At 63.7% G+C, this 21313-nt stretch carries 21 protein-coding genes and 1 pseudogene; 11 read left to right on the forward strand and 11 right to left on the reverse strand.

All coding sequences use genetic code 11. From position 1 onward, the window contains the following. Positions 1-110: 110 nt before the first annotated feature. Both ASE26_RS23740 and ASE26_RS32205 read left to right on the forward strand, forming a co-directional pair. Entirely contained in the window at positions 111-1316 is a 1206-nt protein-coding gene (locus ASE26_RS23740; protein ID WP_082507257.1) for an ISL3 family transposase, read from the forward strand. A 7-nt stretch (positions 1317-1323) separates the two neighbouring features. Continuing rightward, positions 1324-1444: pseudogene (locus tag ASE26_RS32205) on the forward strand (transposase); the annotation flags it as partial. A 45-nt stretch (positions 1445-1489) separates the two neighbouring features. On the opposite strand, the gene ASE26_RS23745 reads toward ASE26_RS32205, so the two are convergent. Further along, on the reverse strand, positions 1490-2926 hold the full coding sequence (locus ASE26_RS23745) for a DEAD/DEAH box helicase (RefSeq protein ID WP_055929783.1): 1437 nt from the start codon (positions 2924-2926) through the stop codon (positions 1490-1492). 118 nt (positions 2927-3044) lie between these two features. On the opposite strand from ASE26_RS23745, the gene ASE26_RS23750 reads away from it, so the two are divergent. From ASE26_RS23750 to ASE26_RS23770, 5 genes are all read left to right on the forward strand, one after another. Then, positions 3045-6122: a diguanylate cyclase gene (locus ASE26_RS23750; RefSeq protein ID WP_057247052.1), complete on the forward strand. Its 3078-nt coding sequence runs from the start codon at positions 3045-3047 to the stop codon at positions 6120-6122. Next, positions 6122-6325: an oxidoreductase-like domain-containing protein gene (locus ASE26_RS23755; RefSeq protein ID WP_055929777.1), complete on the forward strand. Its 204-nt coding sequence runs from the start codon at positions 6122-6124 to the stop codon at positions 6323-6325. The genes ASE26_RS23750 and ASE26_RS23755 overlap by 1 nt, the downstream gene beginning before the upstream one ends. Positions 6326-6419: 94 nt before the next feature. After that, the gene (locus ASE26_RS23760) at positions 6420-7682 is read left to right on the forward strand and encodes an NRAMP family divalent metal transporter (protein ID WP_057247053.1); all 1263 of its coding nucleotides are present in this window, start codon (positions 6420-6422) and stop codon (positions 7680-7682) included. Between the two features lie 5 nt (positions 7683-7687). Further along, the gene (locus ASE26_RS23765; protein WP_055929770.1) at positions 7688-8020 is read left to right on the forward strand and encodes a hypothetical protein; all 333 of its coding nucleotides are present in this window, start codon (positions 7688-7690) and stop codon (positions 8018-8020) included. A gap of 3 nt (positions 8021-8023) precedes the next feature. Further along, positions 8024-8800, forward strand: a complete 777-nt coding sequence (locus tag ASE26_RS23770) for an ABC transporter substrate-binding protein (RefSeq protein ID WP_055929768.1) — start codon at positions 8024-8026, stop codon at positions 8798-8800. Here ASE26_RS23770 and ASE26_RS23775 read toward each other — a convergent pair. Beyond that, entirely contained in the window at positions 8769-9188 is a 420-nt protein-coding gene (locus ASE26_RS23775; protein WP_055929764.1) for a hypothetical protein, read from the reverse strand. The two genes, ASE26_RS23770 and ASE26_RS23775, sit on opposite strands and share 32 nt — an antisense overlap. A 131-nt stretch (positions 9189-9319) precedes the next feature. Further along, a complete protein-coding gene (gene lpxO / locus ASE26_RS23780; protein WP_055929761.1) occupies positions 9320-10219 on the reverse strand; it encodes a lipid A hydroxylase LpxO in 900 nt (299 codons plus the stop codon). 100 nt (positions 10220-10319) lie between these two features. Here lpxO and ASE26_RS23785 point away from each other — a divergent pair, with 100 nt between their 5' ends. After that, entirely contained in the window at positions 10320-11156 is an 837-nt protein-coding gene (locus ASE26_RS23785) for a class I SAM-dependent methyltransferase (protein WP_055929758.1), read from the forward strand. A 10-nt stretch (positions 11157-11166) separates the two neighbouring features. On the opposite strand, the gene ASE26_RS23790 is transcribed toward ASE26_RS23785, so the two are convergent. Beyond that, entirely contained in the window at positions 11167-12168 is a 1002-nt protein-coding gene (locus ASE26_RS23790) for an alpha/beta fold hydrolase (RefSeq protein ID WP_200953790.1), read from the reverse strand. Between the two features lie 110 nt (positions 12169-12278). Between ASE26_RS23790 and ASE26_RS23795 the strand changes: the two genes are divergently transcribed. Next, complete coding sequence (locus ASE26_RS23795) at positions 12279-13091, forward strand: helix-turn-helix domain-containing protein (RefSeq protein WP_057247054.1); 813 nt, start codon at positions 12279-12281, stop codon at positions 13089-13091. Further along, entirely contained in the window at positions 13088-13351 is a 264-nt protein-coding gene (locus tag ASE26_RS23800; RefSeq protein WP_055929752.1) for a hypothetical protein, read from the forward strand. Before ASE26_RS23795 ends, ASE26_RS23800 begins: the two co-directional genes overlap by 4 nt. A 12-nt stretch (positions 13352-13363) precedes the next feature. On the opposite strand, the gene ASE26_RS23805 is transcribed toward ASE26_RS23800, so the two are convergent. The 7 genes from ASE26_RS23805 to ASE26_RS23835 form a co-directional block, all read right to left on the reverse strand. Further along, the gene (locus tag ASE26_RS23805) at positions 13364-14083 is read right to left on the reverse strand and encodes a PEP-CTERM sorting domain-containing protein (RefSeq protein ID WP_057247055.1); all 720 of its coding nucleotides are present in this window, start codon (positions 14081-14083) and stop codon (positions 13364-13366) included. Next, positions 14080-14628: a PEP-CTERM sorting domain-containing protein gene (locus ASE26_RS23810; protein ID WP_057247056.1), complete on the reverse strand. Its 549-nt coding sequence runs from the start codon at positions 14626-14628 to the stop codon at positions 14080-14082. The genes ASE26_RS23805 and ASE26_RS23810 overlap by 4 nt, the downstream gene beginning before the upstream one ends. Positions 14629-14781: 153 nt before the next feature. Then, the gene (locus ASE26_RS23815; RefSeq protein WP_055929745.1) at positions 14782-15657 is read right to left on the reverse strand and encodes an SMP-30/gluconolactonase/LRE family protein; all 876 of its coding nucleotides are present in this window, start codon (positions 15655-15657) and stop codon (positions 14782-14784) included. Further along, positions 15657-17066, reverse strand: coding sequence for an MFS transporter (locus ASE26_RS23820; RefSeq protein WP_057247057.1), 1410 nt, complete (start codon positions 17064-17066; stop codon positions 15657-15659). Before ASE26_RS23820 ends, ASE26_RS23815 begins: the two co-directional genes overlap by 1 nt. A gap of 51 nt (positions 17067-17117) precedes the next feature. Further along, positions 17118-18698: an aldehyde dehydrogenase (NADP(+)) gene (locus tag ASE26_RS23825; RefSeq protein ID WP_055929738.1), complete on the reverse strand. Its 1581-nt coding sequence runs from the start codon at positions 18696-18698 to the stop codon at positions 17118-17120. Then, positions 18698-19609, reverse strand: coding sequence for a 5-dehydro-4-deoxyglucarate dehydratase (gene kdgD, locus ASE26_RS23830; RefSeq protein WP_057247163.1), 912 nt, complete (start codon positions 19607-19609; stop codon positions 18698-18700). The genes ASE26_RS23825 and kdgD overlap by 1 nt, the downstream gene beginning before the upstream one ends. A gap of 119 nt (positions 19610-19728) precedes the next feature. Then, positions 19729-20460: a FadR/GntR family transcriptional regulator gene (locus ASE26_RS23835; protein ID WP_082507333.1), complete on the reverse strand. Its 732-nt coding sequence runs from the start codon at positions 20458-20460 to the stop codon at positions 19729-19731. Between the two features lie 144 nt (positions 20461-20604). Between ASE26_RS23835 and ASE26_RS23840 the strand changes: the two genes are divergently transcribed. Further along, on the forward strand, positions 20605-21306 hold the full coding sequence (locus tag ASE26_RS23840) for a FadR/GntR family transcriptional regulator (RefSeq protein ID WP_057247058.1): 702 nt from the start codon (positions 20605-20607) through the stop codon (positions 21304-21306). Positions 21307-21313 lie beyond the last annotated feature (7 nt).

The raw sequence follows: 21313 nt of genomic DNA on the forward strand, positions 1-21313 counted from the left end.
AAAAGGTTCATCGCGGATTACCGGGATGACCGAGCTGTAAACGCAAGAGAGCAGTAAGGAAGAGTTATTGTGTTTGTGCGACCAAACCCACTAACCAACCCACTGCTCTCATGTCAAATCATAGACTCAGCCTCCCATTCTGGGAAGGCTTTCTCGTTTCCTCTCTGGATGTCGTCGGCAATCAGTTGCAAGTAAGGCTGGCAGCTGATCCTGCGTACGCGCTGATTTGTTCCCACTGCGGAGCCAGTGCATCGTGCATCCATGAAACCACATGGCGTACGGTGCGTGATTTGCCGATGGCGGGATTGCCTGTGTTTCTCACTATTGCAGTCAATAGATTGCGCTGCGCGACCTGCTGCCGCTGTTGCACCCAGCGAATCAGCTGGCTGGATCGCCATGCTCGGGTGTCACGCCGTTTGGCGGAGTTCGTCGCTCAATGGAGTGAGAAGCTGCCAATCGCCCATGTTTGCCAACTTACCGGCCTTCACTGGGGCACGGTTCATCAAATTCATCGCCAAGACCTGGAACGTAGGGTGGCGGCATTGCCGCCACCCCAGCCAACCAGGCTGGTCATGGATGAATTTGCCCTGTTTAAAGGCCATCGCTACGCCACGGTCGTACTAGATGCTGACACTCGACGCGTCATCTGGGTCTGTGAAGGGCGTAGTCGAGAGGCCATTCGACCGTTTTTTGCGTGGTTAGGTCCCGAGCGCTGCCGGCGTATCCGTGCCGTGGCCATGGATATGAACACCGCCTTCGATCTGGAAGTGAAATGCCATTGCCGCCAGGCCAAAGTCGTCTACGACCTGTTCCATGTCATCGCCAAATATGGTCGCGAGGTCATTGATCGAGTACGGGTCGATGAGGCAAATCGGCTGCGCGACGACAAAGCGGGCCGTCAGTACGTGAAGCGAGCGCGGTGGCTGCTGCTGCGCAATCCAGGCAACGTACCGCCAGATCAAGCTCCCAAGTTGGCCGAACTTCTCGAGGCAAACCAAGCTCTAATGACCGTCTACGTAATGAAGGCAAGCTTGAAAGAACTCTGGCAGCCTACCAATCCCTGGTGCTGGCGCGCCGCCTGGAGATCATGGCAGCACATGGCAAAAGCCAGTGCAATCGAACCTCTAAAGCGCTTTGCCAGACGTCTTGCTTTGTACTGGAAAGGCATTCTGGCCCGGATGCACTGGCCAATGCATACCGGACAGCTTGAAGGGATTAACAATCGGATCAAGGTAATGAAGCGGATGGCTTATGGGTATCGCGACTCCGAATTCTTCTTCTTGAAGATCAAAGCCGCGTTTCCCGGTAATCCGTGAAGAACCNGAAACACGTTACCACTGGTTCAAACAATCGGATCAAGGTAATGAAGCGGATGGCTTATGGGTATCGCGACTCCGAATTCTTCTTCTTGAAGATCAAAGCCGCGTTTCCCGGTAATCCGTGAAGAACCATAAAAAAGGCCCGTTGATCAACGGGCCTTTTTTACGCCTTAGCCTTTCGGCAGTCCGCCCAGCAGGGCGGCAATTTTCTGTTTCGGCTTGGCAGGAGCGGCCGGCGCCGCAGCTGCCGCTGCGCCATTGCTGCGAGTCGGCTCATACGGTTTCAGGAACCATGGATCGACTTTCTCGCGGCGCGGGGACAGCGCCGGTCCGTCGCCGCGGCCTTCACGGCGCTCACCGCTGCGCGGCGCCGAGCGGTCGGCCTGGGTGCGGTCGCGGCGGCGGTCGCCGTGGCGCTCGTCGCTGCGGAAGCCGCCCGGCACGAAGCCTTCAAGCGTAGCGCGCGGGACGGTTTGCTTGATCAGCTTTTCGATGTCCACCAGCAGGCGTTCATCCTTGTCCGAGAAGATCGAAATCGCATCGCCGGAAGCGCCGGCGCGGCCGGTACGGCCGATGCGGTGCACGTAGTCTTCAGCGTTATACGGCAGGTCGAAGTTGATCACGCACGGCAGGTCCGAGATGTCCAGGCCGCGTGCCGCCACGTCGGTGGCGACCAGCACATCGATCTCGCCTTTCTTGAACGCGTCCAGCGCCTGCATGCGTTCCTGCTGCGTCTTGTCGCCATGGATGGCGGAGGCCTTCATGCCTTCTGCTGCCAGGCCGCGCGCCAGGCGGGACGCGCCGATCTTGGTGTTGGAGAACACGATCACCTGTTTCAGCTCGCGCTGGCGCAGGATGTGGGCGACGGCATCGCGTTTGTGGTCTTCATTTACCTTGTACACCACCTGGGTCACGCGTTCGGCGGTCGCGTTGGAACGCGCCACTTCGATCGTGATCGGGTCGGTCAGGAAGGTCGACGCCAGCTTCTTGATCTCCGGCGAGAAGGTGGCCGAGAACATCAGGTTCTGGCGCTTCTTCGGCAGCAGGTTGATGATGCGCTGCAGGTCGGGCAGGAAGCCCATGTCCAGCATGCGGTCGGCTTCGTCCATGACCAGCATCTGCACCTGGCCCAGCGAAATATTCTTCTGCTCCACGTGGTCCAGCAGGCGGCCCGGGGTGGCAATCACGATTTCCACCCCGCTGCGCAGCTTTTCAGTCTGCGGCTTCATGTCCATGCCGCCGAAGACGACGGTGGAACGCAGCGGGGTGTGCTTGCAATAGGCGGCCACGTTTTCCGCCACCTGCACCGCCAGTTCGCGGGTCGGCGTCAGCACCAGGGCGCGTACCGGGTGGCGCGCCGGGCTCATCGACGCACTCGCATGGGCCAGCAGCAGCTGGATGATCGGCAGCGAAAAACTGGCCGTTTTGCCGGTACCGGTCTGGGCGGCCCCCATCACGTCGCGGCCCTGCAGCAGGATCGGGATCGCTTGCGCCTGGATCGGCGTGGGGTGCACATAACCCTGGTCGGTCAGTGCTCGCAGGATTTCCGGCGCCAGGCCGAAATCGGCGAACTTTACTTGCTCAGGGGTGTTCTCAATGTCAGACATACAATTCTTTAGTTAACAGCGGCCAACCCCGCATGATACCCGAGAACTGTGGTAAAGCGCATGGAATGGCGCTCCAGAACGGAAATTATTGCCGAGTTGGAAGCTATAATGTCACTAAATGAATGCTACCTACGCTCGCGGCTGGCAAATGGGCCGCTTTATTTTGCTCATCATCCTGGCATGCAGCCTGTTGACTGCTGTCGCCCAGGCTGCCTCGCCGTCGCTGCGCTTTCGCAAGCTCGGGCCACTCGGCAATGACGAGCCGTCAATGTTATCCCTGCTGCAAGACAAACGCGGCTTCATGTGGATCGGCACCCAGTCGAACGGGCTGTACCGCTACGACGGTTACCGTGTGACCAAGTATCGCAGCAAGGCGGGCGACCCGCGCAAGCTGCCGCATGACCGCGTAGCGGCGCTGTTTGAAGACAGCCAGGGCCGGCTGTGGGCCGGCACCCAGAGCGGCCTGGCGCGTTTCAACCCGGAAAGCAACGATTTCACCACCTTCGTGCCGGCCAATGTGCCCAACAACGGCCGCATCATCCGCGCCATCGTGTCCGATGGAAAAGACGGCATGTGGTTGGCGACCTGGGGCGGGCTGCAGCACTTTGAACCTGGCAGCGGCAAGTTCAGCATCCATATGCACGATCCGGCCCGCCCGGGCAGCCTGGGCGGCAACGACCTGAATGCGCTGGCGGTCGATGTCCAGGGCGGCGTCTGGGCCGCCACCTGGCCCGGCGGCCTGGACTACCTGCCAGCCGGCGCCAGTGAATTCGAACATCGCCGCGTGGACAAGGGCCAGGACCCGAACGCCCGCGCCAACATCGTGCGCGCCCTGCGCTTCGACCAGCATGGCGTGCTGTGGATCGGCACCGAAGGCGGGGTCTGGCGCTGGGACAGCAGCCAGCCATGGGACACGCGCGCAAGCGTGGCCGTGCCCGACAGCCGCGTCACCAGCTTCTATTTCGACCGCGACGATACCTTGTGGGCCACCACCCTGTCGGCCGGCTTGCTGCGCTGGGACGCGACGGCGCAACGCTTCGACCAGTACAGCCACAACAGCGACGACCCGTATTCGCTGCCGGGCGATAACCTGCGCGCCATGCTGCAAGACCGCGGCGGCATGCTGTGGATCGCCTCCTTCACCGATGGCATTGCCCTGGTCAACCTGAGCAGCAGCGGCTTCACGCGCCACCTGCCGTATCGCCTGGACGGGCGCCACGGCCGCGCCAACAACGCCTTGCTCAGCCTGGAGAGCGGGCCGAACGGCACGGTCTGGATTGGCGGCAACCTTGGCGCCGGCCTGTTCGATCCCGCCAAGGGCGAAGTGCTGCGGCGCTACCAGGCCGATGGCCGGCCCGGTTCGATGAACAGCAATATCGTGTACAGCCTGTACCAGCAGCCCGGCGGTCCGCTGTGGATCGGCACGGCCAACGGCCTGAACCGGCTCGATACGCTCGATGGCAAGTTCCAGCTGGTCCGCTTCGGCAATACCGCCAGCGATTTCATCAACTCCATCGCGCCCGGCAAGGACGGCGTGCTGTGGCTCGGCACCGGCAACAGCCTGGTGCGCTACGACACGCTGCACGACCGCTCCCTGCTGTTTTATCACGACCCGCAAAATCCGGACAGCCGCAGCGTGGGCGGCACCAGCGTGGTGCTGGAAGACAGCAAGGGCCGCGTGTGGATGGGCTCCGAATTCAATGGCGGCGGGCTCGACCTCCTGGACCCGGCCACCGGCAAGTTCCGCCACCTGCGCGCCGGCGGGCCGGAAGGCATGATCGACGATAACGTCACCTCGCTGCACGAAGACGCCGCCGGCCGGCTGTGGATCGGCACCTCGCGCGGCCTGGTGCAACTGGAAGAAACGGCAGGCGGCGGCTTGCGCCTGCGCTCACATGCCGCCGCCGTGCAGCACCTGAAGACGCTGTCCATCCAGTCCGACGCCAAGGGCAAGATCTGGGTCAGCACGCTGGCCGGCCTGTTCCGCCTGAATCCCGGCAACGGCTCGGCCCAGCTTTACACCGTCGCCGACGGCATGACCGACGGCTTCACCACCAACGCCTCGGCGCCCGGCCCGGATGGCAGGCTGTACTTCGGCGGCGTGCACGGCATGACCGGCATCGAGCCGGAGCAGGTGCGCAGCGACTCGGTGCCGCCGCAGGTGGCCATCACCGACATCAAGCTGTTCAGCCATTCGCTCAGCGAAGGCCGCTTCCGCGACCAGGCCCGGCTGGAAGGCCCGCTGACGGCGCCCACCGGCCTGGTGCTGTCCTCGCAAGCCACCGCCTTCACCATCGAGTTCGCAGCCCTGCACTTCACCGAACCGTCGCAGAACCGCTACGCCTACCAGCTGGAAGGTTTCGACCCTGACTGGCAGGAAACCGACGCCGAGCGCCGCGTCGCCACCTACACCAACCTCGATCCCGGCCGCTATGTATTCCGGGTCCGCGCCGCCAACCACCACGGCAGCTGGAGCGAGCAGCCCGCCACGCTGCACGTGACGATCACGCCGCCGTTCTGGCAAACCACCTGGTTCCGCCTGGCTGCGGCTGCCCTGATCGTGGGCGGGCTGTGGAGCCTGTACCACTGGCGCATCCGCCGCCTGACGCGCCTGCAAGCAGTGCTCGAGCAGCAGGTTGCCGCCCGCACCGTTGAACTGGAAGACTCCAACCGCAAGCTCGAGGCTCTGAGCCAGACCGACGGCCTGACCGGCGTCGGCAACCGGCGCGGCTTCGACCTGGCGCTGGAGGCGGAATGGCGGCGCGCCCAGCGCACCGGCCAGCCACTGGCGCTGTCGATGCTGGATGTGGACTACTTCAAGAAATACAATGACCGCTATGGCCACCTGGCCGGCGACGCCACGCTGCGCGCGGTGGCGCGCGTGATCACCGAACACGGCCGGCGCAGTTCCGACCTGGTGGCGCGCTACGGCGGCGAAGAATTTGCGCTGCTGTCGGTGGCCACGCCGGGCGCCGACGCGATCGGCGTGGCACAGACCATCTGCACCGAACTGGCGCGCCTGCAATTGCCGCACGACGCCTCCCCGCTCGGCCATGTCACCATCAGTATCGGCGTGGCGGTACTGGTGCCGACCGAAAACAGCCGCCCCGAGCAACTGGTACGGCTGGCGGACGAAGCGCTGTACCGCGCCAAGCAGCGCGGCCGCAACCAGGCCCTGCTGGCAATGGAAGAATAATGGACGTGGCCCCGCAAGACGACCCCAAGCCGCAAGCGCCGGCCGAGCCCGGCCCCGGCGAGTGCTGCCACAGCGGCTGCACCTGGTGCGTGCTCGACCTCTACTACGACGACCTCGAGCGCTACCGCAGCGCCCTCGCCGCCTGGGAAGCTCGCAGAAAGAAAGTCGGGGTCAGGTCCGGCAATCGGACAAAAAAAGCATGAACGTATAGGTTTTGGCGGATTGCCAGATCAGAGCCCGACTTGCATGTTCGTGTTCTAACAGAAGGCGGGGCCGGAGCCAGCTAGCATCGGTGGCATGGAACAGCAGAGCCAATCATGGCTGGACAAGCTCGGCCCGGGCCTGGTCGCGGGGGCCGCCGACGATGATCCCAGCGGCATCGCCACCTATTCCCAGGCTGGAGCCCAGTTCGGCTTCGGCATGCTGTGGCTTGGCTTGTTCACCTATCCGCTGATGGTCGGCATCCAGGAAACCAGCGCCCGCATCGGCCGTACCAGCGGGCGCGGGCTGGCGTCCAATATGCGCCGCTGCTTCCCGGCCTGGCTGTTGTACGGCATGGTCAGCCTGCTGTTGTTTGCCAACACCATCAATATCGCGGCCGACCTGGCTGCCATGGGCGATGCGCTGCACCTGGTGGCCGGCGGCAAGGCGCAGTGGCACGCGCTGGCCTTCGGCCTGCTGTCGGTGCTGCTGCAAGTCTTCATTCCCTACCAGCGCTACGCGCGCATGCTGAAGTGGCTGACGCTGGCGCTGCTGGCCTATGCCGCGACAGTGCTGGTGCTCGACGTGCCTTGGGGCGAGGTTGCCAAGCGCACCTTTTCGCCGCACATGGAATGGAACAAGGCGTACCTGACCACGATGGTGGCGGTATTCGGCACCACCATCAGCCCCTACCTGTTTTTCTGGCAGGCCGCGCAGGAAGTGGAGGAACTGCAGGCCGACCCGCAGGCCGAGCCGCTCAAGCGCGCGCCGCGCCAGGTGCGCCCGCAACTGCGCCGCATCAAGCTCGATACGGCCATCGGCATGGGCTTTTCCAACCTGGTGGCATGGTCGATCATGCTGACCACCGCGGTCACGCTGCATGCGCACGGCATCTTCCACGTCGGTTCGTCGGCGCAGGCCGCGGCGGCGCTGCGGCCGATTGCAGGCGAACTGGCGTTTGCGCTGTTCGGCCTGGGCATCATCGGCACCGGCTTGCTGGCGATCCCGGTGCTGGCAGGTTCGGCTGCCTACGCCATGGCCGGCGCCTTCAACTGGCGCAGCAGCCTGGAACTGCAACCGAAGGCCGCGCGCAAGTTCTACGCCATCATCGTCGCCGCCACGCTGGCCGGCGTCGGCATCGGCTTCCTGCCGATGGACCCGATGCGGGCGCTGTTCTGGAGCGCAGTCGTCAACGGCGTGGTCGCGGTGCCGGTGATGATGGTGACCATGCTGCTGTCGACGCGGCGCGGGGTGATGGGCGAGGTCGTCCTGTCGCGCCGCCTGCGCGTGCTGGGCTGGTCCTGTACCACAGTCATGGCCTTGGCAGTTTTGGCCATGTTCGCCAGCATGGTAAGCTAGCGCGCATGAACAAACGACACTTCCTGCTGGCCCTTGCCGCCGCCATCGCCCTGCCTGCCCTGCCTGCGCTGGCCGGCGAACCCCGCCCATTCCCGCCCAGCGCCAAGCGCGGCAAGATGGCCTTCGGTTATGCGCCCGACATCGCCATCGACGGCAAGCCGCGCCAGCTCTCGCCTGCCGCGCGCATCTTCAGCGAAGAAAACCTGACCCTGGTGCCGAGCGCACTGGCCGAGGCGACCCTGATCGTCAACTACACCGAAGACATGAACGGCAATATCGACCGGGTCTGGATCCTGACGCAGGAAGAAGCGCGCCTGCCGGCAGCCACCAAGCGCTGAGCAATGCTGCGGCGCCGCCTTGCCTTCGCCCTGCTGCTTGCAGCCTCGGCGCAGGCCGGCGCCGGCACCCTCGTCAAGGCCTATAACAGCTATCGCGGACCGCCTTACATCGACGGCAAAGGCGGGCTGGCGCCCGCGCTGGTACGCTACCTGAACCACAAGCTGGACGGCCGCTACACGCTGCAGCTGGTGTCGCTCCAGCGCCGCCAGCTTAACCAGTTGATGGAGGCGGCCGGCGGCTTCGATGGCGTGGCCCTGTTCCTGTCGCCAGCCTTCATCGGCGACGTGCCGCGCAAGCGCTTCCACTGGAGCCCGGCCTTCCTGGACGACAGCAATGCCATCGTGTCGCGCATCGACAATCCGGTGCGCTACGAAGGCCCCGCTTCGCTGGTCGGCCTGCGCTTTGCCGGCATTGCCGGCAACCGTTATCCCGGCATCGACGAATACGTCGGCAAGAGCCTGGCGCGCAGCAACGCGGCCGATGCCATGAGCAACCTGCGCAAGCTGGTAGCGGGCCAGGCGGATTTCACCGTGATGCCGCTCAGTTCATTCCGTTACCTGCGACGCCAGATGGACCGGGAAAAACTGCCCCTTGGCCAGTTGCATGTGGGCGACAAGCCCTTCAGCCAGTTTGGCCGCCACTTCGTCCTGGCGCGCGATGCCGGCGAGCTGGCAATAGAGCTGGACAGGATTGCGGCCGCCATGCCCTGCGACCGCGAGTGGCGCCGCATCGCGCTGCGCTATCACTTTACCGTCGCCGACGCCGCCGTTTGCCGCTGAAACGTCCCGCCGCGCGAAACGCCAACAGCACCACCAGGCTGATGCCGCACAAGGCCTGTATGGCAGGCTTGTGCGCGGAATCGTCGACTGCTTCGAATTTGCTGCCCAACAGGACATTATTGGCCAAGGCCGGATCGACATCCAGCATCATGCTGCCAAGGTTGGCCCGCAGGCTGCCGGCATTGCCGGGCGGGCTGAAGGGAAATTCCGGCGGCTCGGCCAAGCCGTCCTGGAACGTGGCGGCGCCGTCTTCGGCGGCGCTCAACTCGAACGGGTCGGGACCGGCATTGCCTGCACCAGGTGCATCGGAGCTGGACAGGAGTGCAGCGCAAGCCCCCTGGCTCATGGACAGCAGCAAGGCGCAAGCGCCCAGCCCCAGCTTCCCCATATATTTCCTCTAGTTAATTTTTCTTAACCAGACAGTAAGCAATAATCACGCCAAGAAATATAAGTTGCTGATTTTAAATGCAGCACTTTTTCAGCTGTAAGGAATTCCGACAGTTTTACGCCAGCACCCGCTCAGATGTAATAGAGCGCTGCCGCGGCGCCGATAATCAGGCCGAACTTGGTGATCTTGTAGACGGTCTTGTTCCAGGCCTTGAAAGCGCGGCGGTATTTGCCGGCGTAGAAGGAAACGCGGAACAGCTTCGACACCAGGCCGACCTGGTCGCCCTGTTCGTTGGGCGAGGCGGCGGCGGTCATCATGGTGCGGCCCAGGAAGCGGTTGACCGCCTGTGCCCAGCGATAACGCATTGGACGCTCCACGTCGCAGAACAGGATGATGCGGCCGCTCTCGGAACCGTTGATCGCCCAGTGGATATAGGTTTCATCGAAAATCACGCCCTGGCCATCGCGCCAGCTATGGCGCTCGCCATCGACGTCGATGAAGCAGCGGTCATCGTTCGGCGTGGCCAGGCCCAGGTGGTAGCGCAGCGACCCGGCGAACGGGTCGCGGTGCGGATTGAGCTTGCCGCCAGGCGGCAGTTCGGCAAACATGGCAGCCTTCACCGACGGGATCGAGGCCAGCAGGGCATAGGTCTGCGGGCACAGTTCCTGCGCCGATGGATGGCTGGCGTTGTACCACTTCAGGTAAAAGCGCTTCCAGCCATTCTTGAAGAAGGAATTGAAGCCGGCGTCGTCGTTCTTTTCCGAAGCCTTGATCTTCTGCAGGCGCAGCAGGTTTTCCGCTTCGGCGCGGATCACTTGCCAGTTGTCTTGCAGCGGCTTGAGTTCCTGGAAGGTGTCAACCGGCAGGTAAGGGGTCGACGGCACGCGCGAGAACCAGTGCATGAAGATATTGATCGGGGCCATGAACGACGAATGGTCGAACAGTTGGCGGCCGATCGGGAGCCGTACCTTGCCACGGAAGTGGATATGCAGGACGGACAGGATGTAAAAGCCGACAACAGCCCATTTCATTGCGAAACCTCGGAAAGATCCAAACCTGCGATTTTACCGCAGTCTGCAAAGTGAGTATTTGTGAATATCGCAACAATGTAAGCATGCTATCGTGGCGCGCATGACTTGTATTATTTGCTACGCCCCATTGAAGACCGGCCTCTCAGGCTGGCACCGGACCTGCCCCGGCTGCGCCTATGAAGGCGCAGCCCATTGCGTCGCACCTGCAAGCGGCGCTGAAGACATGCGCGAAGCGTCCCTGAATGCGCTGCGCCAGGACAACTGCCGCACCATCGTCGCCCTCACCCGCCAGTTTGCCGCGCCGCGCGCCAACACGCTGCTTGACGTGGGCAGCGCCCATGGCTGGTTCCTGGAAGCGGCATCCTGTGCTTTCGACGTGCTGGGCGTCGAGCCCGATGAAGTGCTGGCGCGGCAAGCGGCTGCGCGCGGGCTGCCGGTGCGCATCGGCTACTTCCCGCAGGCGCTGGCGGACGGGGAGCAATTCGACATCATCGTGCTGAACGAAGTGATCGAACATATCCCCGATATCCGTGCCGCGCTGCGCGACTGCCACCAGCGCCTGTCGCCGGACGGCACGCTGGTGTTGAACCTGCCAAGCAGCCGCGGGCTGTGCTACCGCTTGTCCAAGCTGTTCGCCCGCTTCGGCCTGCATGGTCCGTTCGACCGGCTGTGGCAGAAGGACATGCCGTCGCCGCATGCGCATTACTTTAATCCGTCCAACCTCACCAGGCTGGTGGAACGGGAAGGCTTCGCACTGCGCCACAGCACCGAGCTGGCCATCGTGAAAAAGGAAGGCATGTGGCGCTGGATGACCGTGTTCGGCCGACTCCACCCGTTCAAGGCCCCGCTGCGCTACCTGGCCATGCGCTGGGCGCTGTTGCCGCTGATGCGGCTGTTCCCCAGCGATATCATGGTCTGCATCTACCGCAAGCGTTAAGCGCTGGCCGTCATGCGCTGCGCCATAGCGCCAGCGCTTCCTGCGCCACCAGTTCCGGGCGCTCCTCAGGCCAGAATAGCTTGCTGCCTTCGAGGCGGCCTACGCCTTTGCTGTTGCCAAAGGCCTGCTCAAGATAGTCGGCGCCGCGCGGCAGGAAGATAGTGTCCGCCATGCCCCACAACACCCGCACCGGCGCGGTACTGGCTTGCAACGCCGGCTTGATGCCGTGCAGGGCATTGCGCTCGAGCGCCGCAATGTAGCCGTGCAGGCGCTGCGGATTGTCGACCAGGGGACGCAGGTAGGTTTCGAATACCTCGTCCGCCAGTGCGGCGGGACGGGCATAGCAGATGCCGCCCAGGCCCTCCGGCGCGCGCGCCTTGTCCTTGTCGGCCAACCAGGGTGCCAGCCATTCCTGCGCAAACCTGCCTTGCCTGGCCAGTTCGATCACGGGCAGCATGGCGGGCGGAGGGCAATCGATTTCGGTGTCGCAGTTGGCCAGCAGCAGGCTGCGCACGCGTTCCGGGTGCAGCACCAGGAACAGCTGCGCCACGGCGCCGCCGCTATCGCTGGCCACCACATCGACTTTATCGACGCCCAGTTTATCGAGCAGCTCGGCCAGCATGGCGACCTGGCCTTCCGGATCGAGCTTGGCTTGCGGCGCTGGTTCGCTGTGGCCAAGCCCGAGGAAGTCCGGCGCGATGCAGCGGCGATGCGGCGCCAGGCGCGCCACCGCGCCTCGCCATTGGAAGCTGTTCAACGGCAGGCCATGCAGGAACAGCGCTGCCTGCGGGCCGCGGCCACGTTCCACAACTGCAATGCGGCCAACGCTGGTGGCGACAAAACGCCGCGCCGCGTGCCAGCGCCGGGCATCGCGCGCAGCCCCGGCGCGCAGCGCTGCATCCCCCGCTGCCACGCCTTCGGCAGCACTGGCAAAGCCCCCCATGCCCGTCAAGGCGCTGAGTGCGGTAGCGGCAAAACCCAATTTCAAAAAGTCCCGGCGAATCATGCTCATTCCCTTCAAGACAGGTTTTCAATGGTATGCATGATCGGCCCGGGAGCGACGCGAAGCAATGACCTCGGAGGTCATGGAAGCGCAGCGCCAAACCTTGCTAATATCGCCACATGAACGCAATCCCCACCCCGACCGCCCATATCGGCGCCCTGCTGCGCGAATGGCGCTCCGCTCGCCGCCTGAGCCAGATGGACCTGGCACTGGATGCCGGCCTCTCCACGCGCCATCTGAGCTGCATCGAAACCGGCAAGGCCCAACCCGGCCGCGACGTCCTGGCGCGCATCGCCGACGCACTGGAAATGACACTGCGCGACCGCAACGCGCTGCTGGTGGCCGCCGGGTACGCGCCGCGCTACACGGAATCCGCGCTGGCCAATCCCGAACTGGCGCCAATGCGGCGCGCCATCGAAGCGATGCTGAAGCAGCAGGAGCCCTACCCCGCCTTCCTGATGAACCGGCACTGGGACATCGTGATGGCCAACGACGCCGCCATCCGCATGAACCGCTGGCTGCTGGATGGCCGCGACAGTCCGCACCGCAATATGCTGCGCCACGCATTCGACCCGCAGGACTTGCGCTCGGTCCTGGTGAACTGGGAGGAAATCGCCGGCACCCTGCTGGCCCACCTGCACAAGCTGGTTGCGACAGCACCCAACGACAGCAAGGCTCGCGCACTGCTGGACGAAGTGCTGGCCTACCCCGGCGTACCCGAGAAATGGCGCCAGCGCGACTTGCGCGCGGTGCCCGAGCCGCTGCTTGAAACGGTGTTCCAGCGCGACGGGCAGCGCCTGGCATTCTTTTCCACCATCACCACCTTCGGTACTCCGCGCGACGTTACGCTGGAAGAACTGCATATTGAATCGTGCTTCCCGGCAGATGAGGCCAGCGCCGTATTTTGCCGTTCACTTGAAAGGTCGATATGAACGACTACATCCTCCTCATGCATGACGATGCCATCGATCGAGCCGTCGCCGAAGACGGCGCCCGCTGGGAGCACTACCTGTCCGGTCTGCGCGCCTCGGGACAGTTCGATGGCGGCAGCGTCGTGCCGGCGCCTGCCCGCGTGAACGGCTACATCAGGGTCCGCGCAGAGAGCCTGGAAGCGGCGCAACGCTTCCTTGCCGGGAATCCAGATTACGATGCAGGCGGCACGGTCGAAGTGCGCGCGCTCCCGCGCTCGTAACGGGCAGGCGGCTTAGCCAGGCTTGCGCCTGCGCAGGCCCGCGATAGCCGCCAGGCCGATGCCGAACAGCGCGGGCGCTGCCGGTTCCGGGACTGCGGCCACCTTCAGGCCGCCCTCCCAACCCTCAAATTCCCGCCATGTTTCAGCGCCGGTCCCCGGATCGTTGCGGACGCGACTCCACTGGGTACCAAACCACGTCTCGGACAGCGGCTCGCGGTGCCACAAGGTCTCAGCCAAGGTGGCATCCATTGATGTCGCCCAATCCATTCCAGTGCCTTTGAAGAACAACTGGTAGCTGCTGCTGTAGAAGAGCGAAATCCGGTCCTTCCAGTTGTATTCATCCTTCTCGACGCTGAAGATGAAGTGGCCCGTGTAGCTGCCATCGGGTTCCACCTGAATATTGGCATACAGGACCTGGTCGGAAGGATCCGCAGTTCCAAAGCGGGCAAGGTAGCCGCTGTCGTAGGGCGTTTGGATGCCCGACTGGTCAAAGTCGAAAAAGCAGGTCGAGCCGTGTGCCGTGCCGACATAGCGGTGGCGGCAATCGCGCAGGGAAGTCAGGTTGGAGCGCAAGGTGCCGCCAAATGGCGTGAAGACCTGCGTGTCGTAACTGAGGACATCGTCTTTGACATTCCAGTGCTTGCCCGAATCGACGCTGAACGTGGTCGCAATGCCGGCATGCGCCAAGCCAGCCGAAGCCAGGAGGATGGCTGGCAAAACGAGGGACTTCATGCCTTCCTCCGGCGCAGGGCCGCAAGGCCAGCGAAGCCAATGCCAAACAGGGCCAGCACGCCAGGTTCCGGCACCGCCCTCACCGCCATTTGGCCGTTCCATCCTTCCGCCGTGATGGTCGCGTCGATGCCAGTCAGCGGATCAAAGCGGGTGTGTTCCAGGAAAGTGGTGTAGCGCAGGCTTTTCGTCTCACGTTGCCATAGCAAGTCCGCAAGGGCAGCGTTCAGCGTTGTGCCAAAATCCATGCCCGTGCCGTAAAAATTAAACTGGTAGTTGGTGTTAAAACCGGTAAACAAAGTGTCGTTGCCGTCTGGCTCCGAGACGTAAGAGCCGCTGAGGAACGTGAAATTGCCGTAGTACGAGCCGCTCTTCGATACTCTCAGTAGTGCCACCAGCGTTGGAGTACGGTTGAATCCAGCGAGTCCAAGGCGCTTCAGGTAAGCACTATCGTATGGCGAGCTGAACCCGGACAGGTCGCTATCGAAATAGCAGGTCGACATATGTACGGAAGTGTAAGTCTTGCGGCAGTTACGCAGGGGCTGCATATTCGAGCGGATGGTACAGCCAAAAGGCTCGAACACTTCCGCGTCATCGATATTGCCCTCGCCCTTTGAGGTCCAGTGGACTGCGGAAGTGACGTCAAAGCTGGCGACAACGCCCGCATGGGCCGGCGCGGCAAGCGCCAGCAGCAGGGCTGGTTAGTTGCACATAGCTTCGGCAAGGCCTTGTACGCCCGGCCGCAGCAGCAGGACGCTGCCCGGCCAGCCGTCGGTGACATTGCCGGGGTCGATCGACGTGACCAGCAGTGTGCGCAGGTCGGGGCCGCCGAAGCTGCACATTGACGGCTTGGCGAACGGCAGCGCGGTCTCGCGGTCCAGCACACCGGCCGGCGTGTAGCGCTGCAGCAGGCCGCCGTCGTTGGCGCAAGTCCAGTAGCAGCCGTCGGCATCGACGGCGGCGCCGTCGGGACGGCCTTTTTGCGCGCCCAGGTCGAGGAAGATGCGCTTGTTATGCGGCGTACCGCTGGCAATGTCGTAATCGAAGGCCCACACCATGCGCCGCTTCGGATGGGAATCAGACAGGTACATCACGTCCCCGCCTGGCGAGAAGGCGGTGCCGTTCTGGGTCAGCAAGCCGGATACGAAAGGCGCCGAAAGCCCTTCACCCGCGCTGTAACGATAAAGCCGGCCGACCGAACGCTCTGCCGACATATCCATGAACATGGTACCGGCCCAGAAGCGGCCCTGCCTGTCGCAGCGTCCATCATTGAAACGCATGCCCTCGCCCAGTTCCGGCCCGGGCGGCGCGGCCAGTCTTTGGGCAGATGCGCTGCCGTCTTCTTGCAGCGACAGGTGGAAAATGCCGGTCTCCATGCCGGCGATCAGGCCGCCGCGCGCGGCCGGCGAAACGCAGGCCGCCATTTCCGGAGCTTGCCAGAAGCGCGTGGCGCCGCTTGCGTAGTCAAGGCGCCAGATGCGGCGCGCCGGAATGTCGACCCAATACCATGCGCCCTCGCCCGCGTGCCAGGTGGGGCTTTCACCCACCGTGCAATGTACACCGCTTATTTTTTCCATCAGAGGTCAGTGATTTCCTTGTGGGCCGGAACCAGCGCCTTCATGACGCACCAGGCGAGCAGGTAGGCCAGCGCACAAAAGGTGAACATGATCATGTAGCCGGTCTGGATCTGGCCCAGTGCGCTGTAGTGGTCGAACATGCGGCCTGCAACCTTGGTGATCATTACACCGCCAAGGCCACCAGCCATGCCGCCGATGCCGACCACGGAGCCGACGCTATGTTTTGGGAACATGTCGGACACGGTGGTGAACAGGTTGGCCGACCAGGCCTGGTGCGCCGAGGCGCCGATGCCGATCAGGACTACCGGCACCCAGATGCCCAGGTAACCAAGCGGCTGCGCCAGCAGCACCGCCAACGGGAAGAAGGCGATGGTCAGCATGGCGCGCATGCGGCCCTGGTAGACGCTGGCGCCGCGGTTGATGAAGAAGGTCGGGAACCAGCCGCCGCCAATGGAGCCGAACATGGTCATCGAGTACAGCACCGCAAGCGGGAGCACCATTTCGGTAGCCGATACGCCGTATTGCGCCGACATGAACTTCGGCAGCCAGAAAAGGAAAAACCACCACACGCCGTCGGTCAGGAATTTTCCGACCGTGAAAGCCCAGGTCTGGCGGTAGGCCAGAAGCTTGAACCAGGATGCCTTGCGCGGTGCCGCGTCGGCGTCCGGCGCGGCCGGCGCATCGCCCGCATCGCTGTTGATGTAATCCAGCTCGGCGCGCGAGAGGCGCTTCTGCCTGGCCGGCGTTTCATAGAAATACAGCCAGAAGCCCATCCAGACAAAGCCGATCGCGCCGATGATGATGAAAGCTGATTGCCAGCCCCACAGCTCGGCAATCAGCGGCACCGTGATGGGCGCCAGGATCGCGCCGATATTTGCACCGGAGTTGAAGATGCCGGTGGCGAAGGAGCGTTCCTTCTTCGGAAAATATTCAGCGGTGGCCTTGATCGCCGCCGGAAAATTGCCCGCCTCGCCCAGCGCCAGTACGGCGCGGCCCACCATGAAGCCGGCCACCGACACCGGCACCGCGGCGATACCGATGGCAGCGAGAATATTCGAGAACGTGGTTCCGATCGACACCGAATATGCATGCAGGATCGCGCCCATCGACCACACCACGATCGCCAGTACGAAAGCGCGGCGCGTTCCCATCTTGTCGATCACGCGGCCGGCAAACAGCATCGAGATCGCGTACACGAACTGGAATACGGCAGCGATGTTGGCGTAGTCGCTATTCGACCAGCCGAATTCTTTCGACAAAGCGGGCGCCAGCAGCGACAGCACCTGGCGGTCAAGGTAGTTGATGGTGGTGGCAAAGAACAGCAGGCCACAGATGGTCCAGCGGTATTTGCCGATGGCGGCGGCCGGTTCGGCTGCCAGGCCGACGGCTTGCGGGTTGGGCTGATTCATAGTTTCTTATATTCGAAAGCGGCCGGCGTCTCCTCCGGCCGTACTACTTGATCAAACTGCCGTGCGCAGCTCCCCGTCCACGATGCGAACCAGGCGCAGTGGATTATCGTCCTGCAGGGCGGCCGGCAGCAAGGCTGCCGGCACATTCTGGTAGCTTACCGGACGCAGGAAGCGTTCGATCGCCGTGGCGCCAACCGACGTGGTGCGGGTGTCCGAGGTAGCCGGGAACGGGCCGCCGTGCACCATCGCGTGGCACACTTCGACGCCGGTCGGGAAGCCGTTGAACAGCACGCGGCCGGCCTTGCGTTCCAGCGTCGGCAGCAGCCTGGCAGCCAGCGGATGGTCGTCGGCAGTGCAGTGCACGGTGGCGGTCAACTGGCCTTCCAGGCTGGCGGCAAGACGCAGCACTTCGGCTTCGTCGCGGCAGGAGATCAGTACCGAGGCCGGGCCAAACACCTCGTCCTGCAGCGCATGGCTGGCGAGGAAGGTTTCTGCGTCGACCCGGAACAGCGCAGCCTGCGCGGCACACCCAGCGCCCTCTGCCTGGCCCAGTGCCAGCAATTTAACTCCGGCAACATCGGACAGGCGGCCGACGCCGGATTCATATGCAGTGTGAATGCCAGCGGTCAGCATGGTGCCGGCACCCTTCGGCTGCAGCGCAGCAGCGGCAGCCGAAGCGAAACGGTCGAAGTCGGAACCGGCTACCCCGATCACCAGGCCTGGATTGGTGCAGAACTGGCCGACGCCCATCGTCAGCGACTCCACGAAAGCGGCGCCCAGTGTTTCGGCATTCGCTGCCAGCACCGCAGGGAGCATAAAGACCGGGTTGATGCTGCTCATTTCGGCGTACACCGGAATCGGCTCATGGCGCGCAGCGGCAGTCCGCATCAGGGCAGTGCCGCCCTGGCGCGAACCGGTAAAGCCGACTGCCTTGATCGACGGGTTGGCGACCAGCGCCTGGCCGACCACGCGGCCATCGCCGTGGATCATCGAGAACACGCCTTCAGGCATGCCGCAATCCGCCGCCGCTTTCCGCACCGCGCGCGCCACCAGCTCCGATGTGCCGGGATGGGCGGCGTGCGCCTTCACCACCACCGGGCAGCCGGCAGCCAGCGCGGAAGCGGTGTCGCCACCAGCCACGGAAAACGCCAGCGGGAAGTTGGAAGCGCCGAACACGGCGACCGGGCCGATTGCAATCTTGCGCAGGCGCAGGTCGGGACGCGGCGGCGTGCGCTGCGGCAGCGCCGAGTCGAGCGTGGCGTGCTGCCAATGGCCGTCGCGCACCACTTTGGCAAACAGGCGCAATTGGTTGACGGTGCGGCCACGCTCGCCTTCCAGGCGGGCTTGCGGCAGGCCGGTTTCGGCCATGGCACGCTCGGTCAGCGTTGCGCCGAGGGCGTCGATATTGCCGGCGACCGCTTCCAGGAAGGCGGCCCGCACTTCCGGCGTGGTGGCGCGATAGGCATCGAAAGCCTGTTCGGCCAGCGCACAGGCGCGCTCCACGTCCGCCAGTTCGGCCTGGCCGAACGCCGGCTGCAGGTTTTGCCTGGTAGCCGGGTTGAAGGCCAACAAGGTGCCGGCTGCGCCGCGCACCAGTTGCTGGCCGATGATCATTTCACCGGTGACCTGCATTATTGGGCACCTTGCTTCTTGATCAGCGCCAGCAGCATTGCGTCTTCTTCCGCGGTCAGGTCGGTCAGCGGAGCCCGCACCGGGCCACCGGAATGGCCGACCAGGCGCGCACCTGCCTTCACGATCGACACCGAGTAGCCTGCCTTGCGATTGCGGATCTCCAGGTATGGCAGGAAGAATTCATCGAGCATGCGGTCGGTTTCGGCAGTGTTGCCGGCGGTGGTGGCGTGGTAGAAGTCCATCGCCAGCTTCGGCACGAAATTGAACACCGCCGAGGAATATACCGGCGTACCCAGGGCCTTATAGGCGCCGGCATAGACTTCCGCAGTCGGCAGGCCGCCGAGATACGAGAAACGGTCGCCCAGCTTGCGGTAGATCTGCACCATCAGCTCAATCTCGCCCACGCCATCCTTGAAACCGATCAGGTTCGGGCAGCGCGCTGCCAGGATCGCCAGCGAGTTGGCGCTCAGGCGGCAGTTGGCGCGGTTGTAGACGATCACGCCGATCCTGACCGACTCGCACACCTGGGCCACGTGTTCGATCAGGCCGTCCTGGCTTGCTTCGGTCAGGTAATGCGGCAACAGCAGCAGGCCATCGGCGCCCAGGCGCTCGGCTTCCTGCGCCAGCGCGATGGCCTGGCGTGTCGGGCCGCCGGTACCTGCCAGCAGCGGCACTTTGCCGCGGCAGCTTTCCACGGCGACCTTGATCACCTGCGAATATTCCGCAGCGGTCAGCGAGAAGAACTCACCGGTACCGCCGGCCGCAAACAGCGCGCTGGCGCCAAAGGGAGCCAGCCAGTCCAGGCGTTCGGCATATGTCCTGGCGTTGAAATTGCCTTCTGCGTCGAAGTCGGTGATCGGGAAGGACAGCAGGCCGGACGACATGACTTTCTTGAGTTCTTGCGGGGACATGGACATCGTTGACTCCTAAGTGTGGTTTTTGGACGAATCGAGCTTGAGCTAAGTTGTAAGTCATCGTACAACTTAGTTCAAATGGGCGCAAGCGAAAAAATGGGGACGTACCCCATTTTTTACGCCGCGTTTTCGAAACGTTGCTGGGCCTGTAACAGGCGTTCGCGGGAATTGGAGAGGTGGGTGCGCATGGCGGCGCGGGCGGCTTCGGGGTCCTGGCGCTGGATGGCGCGGAAGATGTCTTCGTGTTCGCGGTGGACGCGCTCCAGGTAGTCTGCCGGGCGATCCTGCGACAGGTTGGCGGTGTTGACGCGGGCGCGCGGAATAATCGCCTGGCCAAGCTGGCCCAGGATGTCGACGAAATAGCGGTTGCCGGTGGCCTTGGCAATCACCAGGTGGAAGCGGCGATCGGCTTCCACCGAAGCGCGCCCCTGCTCCATCGCCTGCCGCATATCGGCCAGCGCCTGCGCCAGTTCAGCCACCTGCTCGTCGCTGCGGCGGGTAGCTGCCAGGCCGGCAGTCTCCGTTTCCATACTGATGCGCAGTTCGAGGATGGCCAGCACGTCGCGCACCGTAACAATGCTCTCGGCGTCGATGCCAAGGCCGCCGGTATTGCGCGGTTTCTCCAGCACGAAGGTGCCGATGCCATGGCGGGTCTGCACCAGGCCAGCCGCCTGCAGGTGCGAAATCGCTTCGCGCACCACGGTGCGGCTGACGCCATGCTGCTCCATGATGGCCGATTCGGTCGGCAGCTTGTCGCCGGGCTTCAGCACGCCGCTTTTGATGCTGCCGCTGATTTGTTCGACCACGCCCTGGGCCAGGGTGTGTCGCTTGCGAGGGAGGATAGTCATGGCCTCATTATACATGCCAAAAAGATGTCAGACATCCTATCAGAGATATCCTGGCCCATTCTCGCGCCATGCTTTCTTGCGAAATTGGCCGGACCAAATTAAAATCGGGCGACCATCTCCCCCTATATAGAAGGCCCTGGCCGCATGAACAAAAAAATCGTTGCAACGGAGCCGAATCCAGCAGCCGAACAACGGCTGTACCGCGTGGTCGCAGCCAAGATCCAGGACTTGATCCGCGAAGAAAGCATCAAGCCTGGCACCCGCCTGCCGGCCGAACGCGACCTGGCCGCCAAACTGAGTGTCAGCCGCGCTTCGCTGCGCGAGGCGCTGATTGCGCTCGAACTGTCCGGCATCGTCGAGGTGCGCGGCGGCTCGGGAGTATATGTCAGCGAAAAGGCATCGGCCCCTTCCGATGTGACGGAAGGCGGCCCGGGTCCATTTGAAGTGCTGGCTGCGCGACGCCTGATTGAATCCGAGGTCGCGGCGATCGCGGCAAAGATGGCCACCGATTCGGCCATCGACGCGATCCTGCGCGCTGCAGCGGAAATGGAACAGCACCACTCCGACCGCGCCACCAACGAACAAGCCGACCGCAACTTCCACCTGGCGATTGCGCGCGCTACCGGCAATACGGCGCTGGTGGGAGTGGTAGAGACGCTGTGGAACCAGCGCGGCACCATGTGGCACAAGCTGAAAGAGCACTTCCAGACGGAAGAACTGCGCCAGAACACGCTGGATGACCATCGGAATATCGTAGCGGCGATCGCAGCGCACGATGCCGCCGGCGCGCGCCAGGCCATGCGCGCCCACCTGGAACGCGTTACCAAGACCTTCTCACGCGGCTGAATAATTT

This window comes from Duganella sp. Root198D2 (assembly GCF_001428585.1).
In the GTDB taxonomy this organism is placed as follows: domain Bacteria; phylum Pseudomonadota; class Gammaproteobacteria; order Burkholderiales; family Burkholderiaceae_D; genus Rugamonas.

Excerpts from the sequence above, each read along its gene's own strand:
- ASE26_RS23740 (WP_082507257.1), top strand. The coding sequence starts at position 111 with ATGTCAAATCATAGACTCAGCCTCCCATTCTGGGAAGGCTTTCTCGTT.
- ASE26_RS23745 (WP_055929783.1), bottom strand. The coding sequence starts at position 2,926 with ATGTCTGACATTGAGAACACCCCTGAGCAAGTAAAGTTCGCCGATTTC.
- ASE26_RS23750 (WP_057247052.1), top strand. The coding sequence starts at position 3,045 with ATGAATGCTACCTACGCTCGCGGCTGGCAAATGGGCCGCTTTATTTTG.
- ASE26_RS23755 (WP_055929777.1), top strand. The coding sequence starts at position 6,122 with ATGGACGTGGCCCCGCAAGACGACCCCAAGCCGCAAGCGCCGGCCGAG.
- ASE26_RS23760 (WP_057247053.1), top strand. The coding sequence starts at position 6,420 with ATGGAACAGCAGAGCCAATCATGGCTGGACAAGCTCGGCCCGGGCCTG.
- ASE26_RS23765 (WP_055929770.1), top strand. The coding sequence starts at position 7,688 with ATGAACAAACGACACTTCCTGCTGGCCCTTGCCGCCGCCATCGCCCTG.
- ASE26_RS23770 (WP_055929768.1), top strand. The coding sequence starts at position 8,024 with ATGCTGCGGCGCCGCCTTGCCTTCGCCCTGCTGCTTGCAGCCTCGGCG.
- ASE26_RS23775 (WP_055929764.1), bottom strand. The coding sequence starts at position 9,188 with ATGGGGAAGCTGGGGCTGGGCGCTTGCGCCTTGCTGCTGTCCATGAGC.
- lpxO (WP_055929761.1), bottom strand. The coding sequence starts at position 10,219 with ATGAAATGGGCTGTTGTCGGCTTTTACATCCTGTCCGTCCTGCATATC.
- ASE26_RS23785 (WP_055929758.1), top strand. The coding sequence starts at position 10,320 with ATGACTTGTATTATTTGCTACGCCCCATTGAAGACCGGCCTCTCAGGC.
- ASE26_RS23790 (WP_200953790.1), bottom strand. The coding sequence starts at position 12,168 with ATGAGCATGATTCGCCGGGACTTTTTGAAATTGGGTTTTGCCGCTACC.
- ASE26_RS23795 (WP_057247054.1), top strand. The coding sequence starts at position 12,279 with ATGAACGCAATCCCCACCCCGACCGCCCATATCGGCGCCCTGCTGCGC.
- ASE26_RS23800 (WP_055929752.1), top strand. The coding sequence starts at position 13,088 with ATGAACGACTACATCCTCCTCATGCATGACGATGCCATCGATCGAGCC.
- ASE26_RS23805 (WP_057247055.1), bottom strand. The coding sequence starts at position 14,083 with ATGAAGTCCCTCGTTTTGCCAGCCATCCTCCTGGCTTCGGCTGGCTTG.
- ASE26_RS23810 (WP_057247056.1), bottom strand. The coding sequence starts at position 14,628 with ATGCAGCCCCTGCGTAACTGCCGCAAGACTTACACTTCCGTACATATG.
- ASE26_RS23815 (WP_055929745.1), bottom strand. The coding sequence starts at position 15,657 with ATGGAAAAAATAAGCGGTGTACATTGCACGGTGGGTGAAAGCCCCACC.
- ASE26_RS23820 (WP_057247057.1), bottom strand. The coding sequence starts at position 17,066 with ATGAATCAGCCCAACCCGCAAGCCGTCGGCCTGGCAGCCGAACCGGCC.
- ASE26_RS23825 (WP_055929738.1), bottom strand. The coding sequence starts at position 18,698 with ATGCAGGTCACCGGTGAAATGATCATCGGCCAGCAACTGGTGCGCGGC.
- kdgD (WP_057247163.1), bottom strand. The coding sequence starts at position 19,609 with ATGTCCCCGCAAGAACTCAAGAAAGTCATGTCGTCCGGCCTGCTGTCC.
- ASE26_RS23835 (WP_082507333.1), bottom strand. The coding sequence starts at position 20,460 with ATGACTATCCTCCCTCGCAAGCGACACACCCTGGCCCAGGGCGTGGTC.
- ASE26_RS23840 (WP_057247058.1), top strand. The coding sequence starts at position 20,605 with ATGAACAAAAAAATCGTTGCAACGGAGCCGAATCCAGCAGCCGAACAA.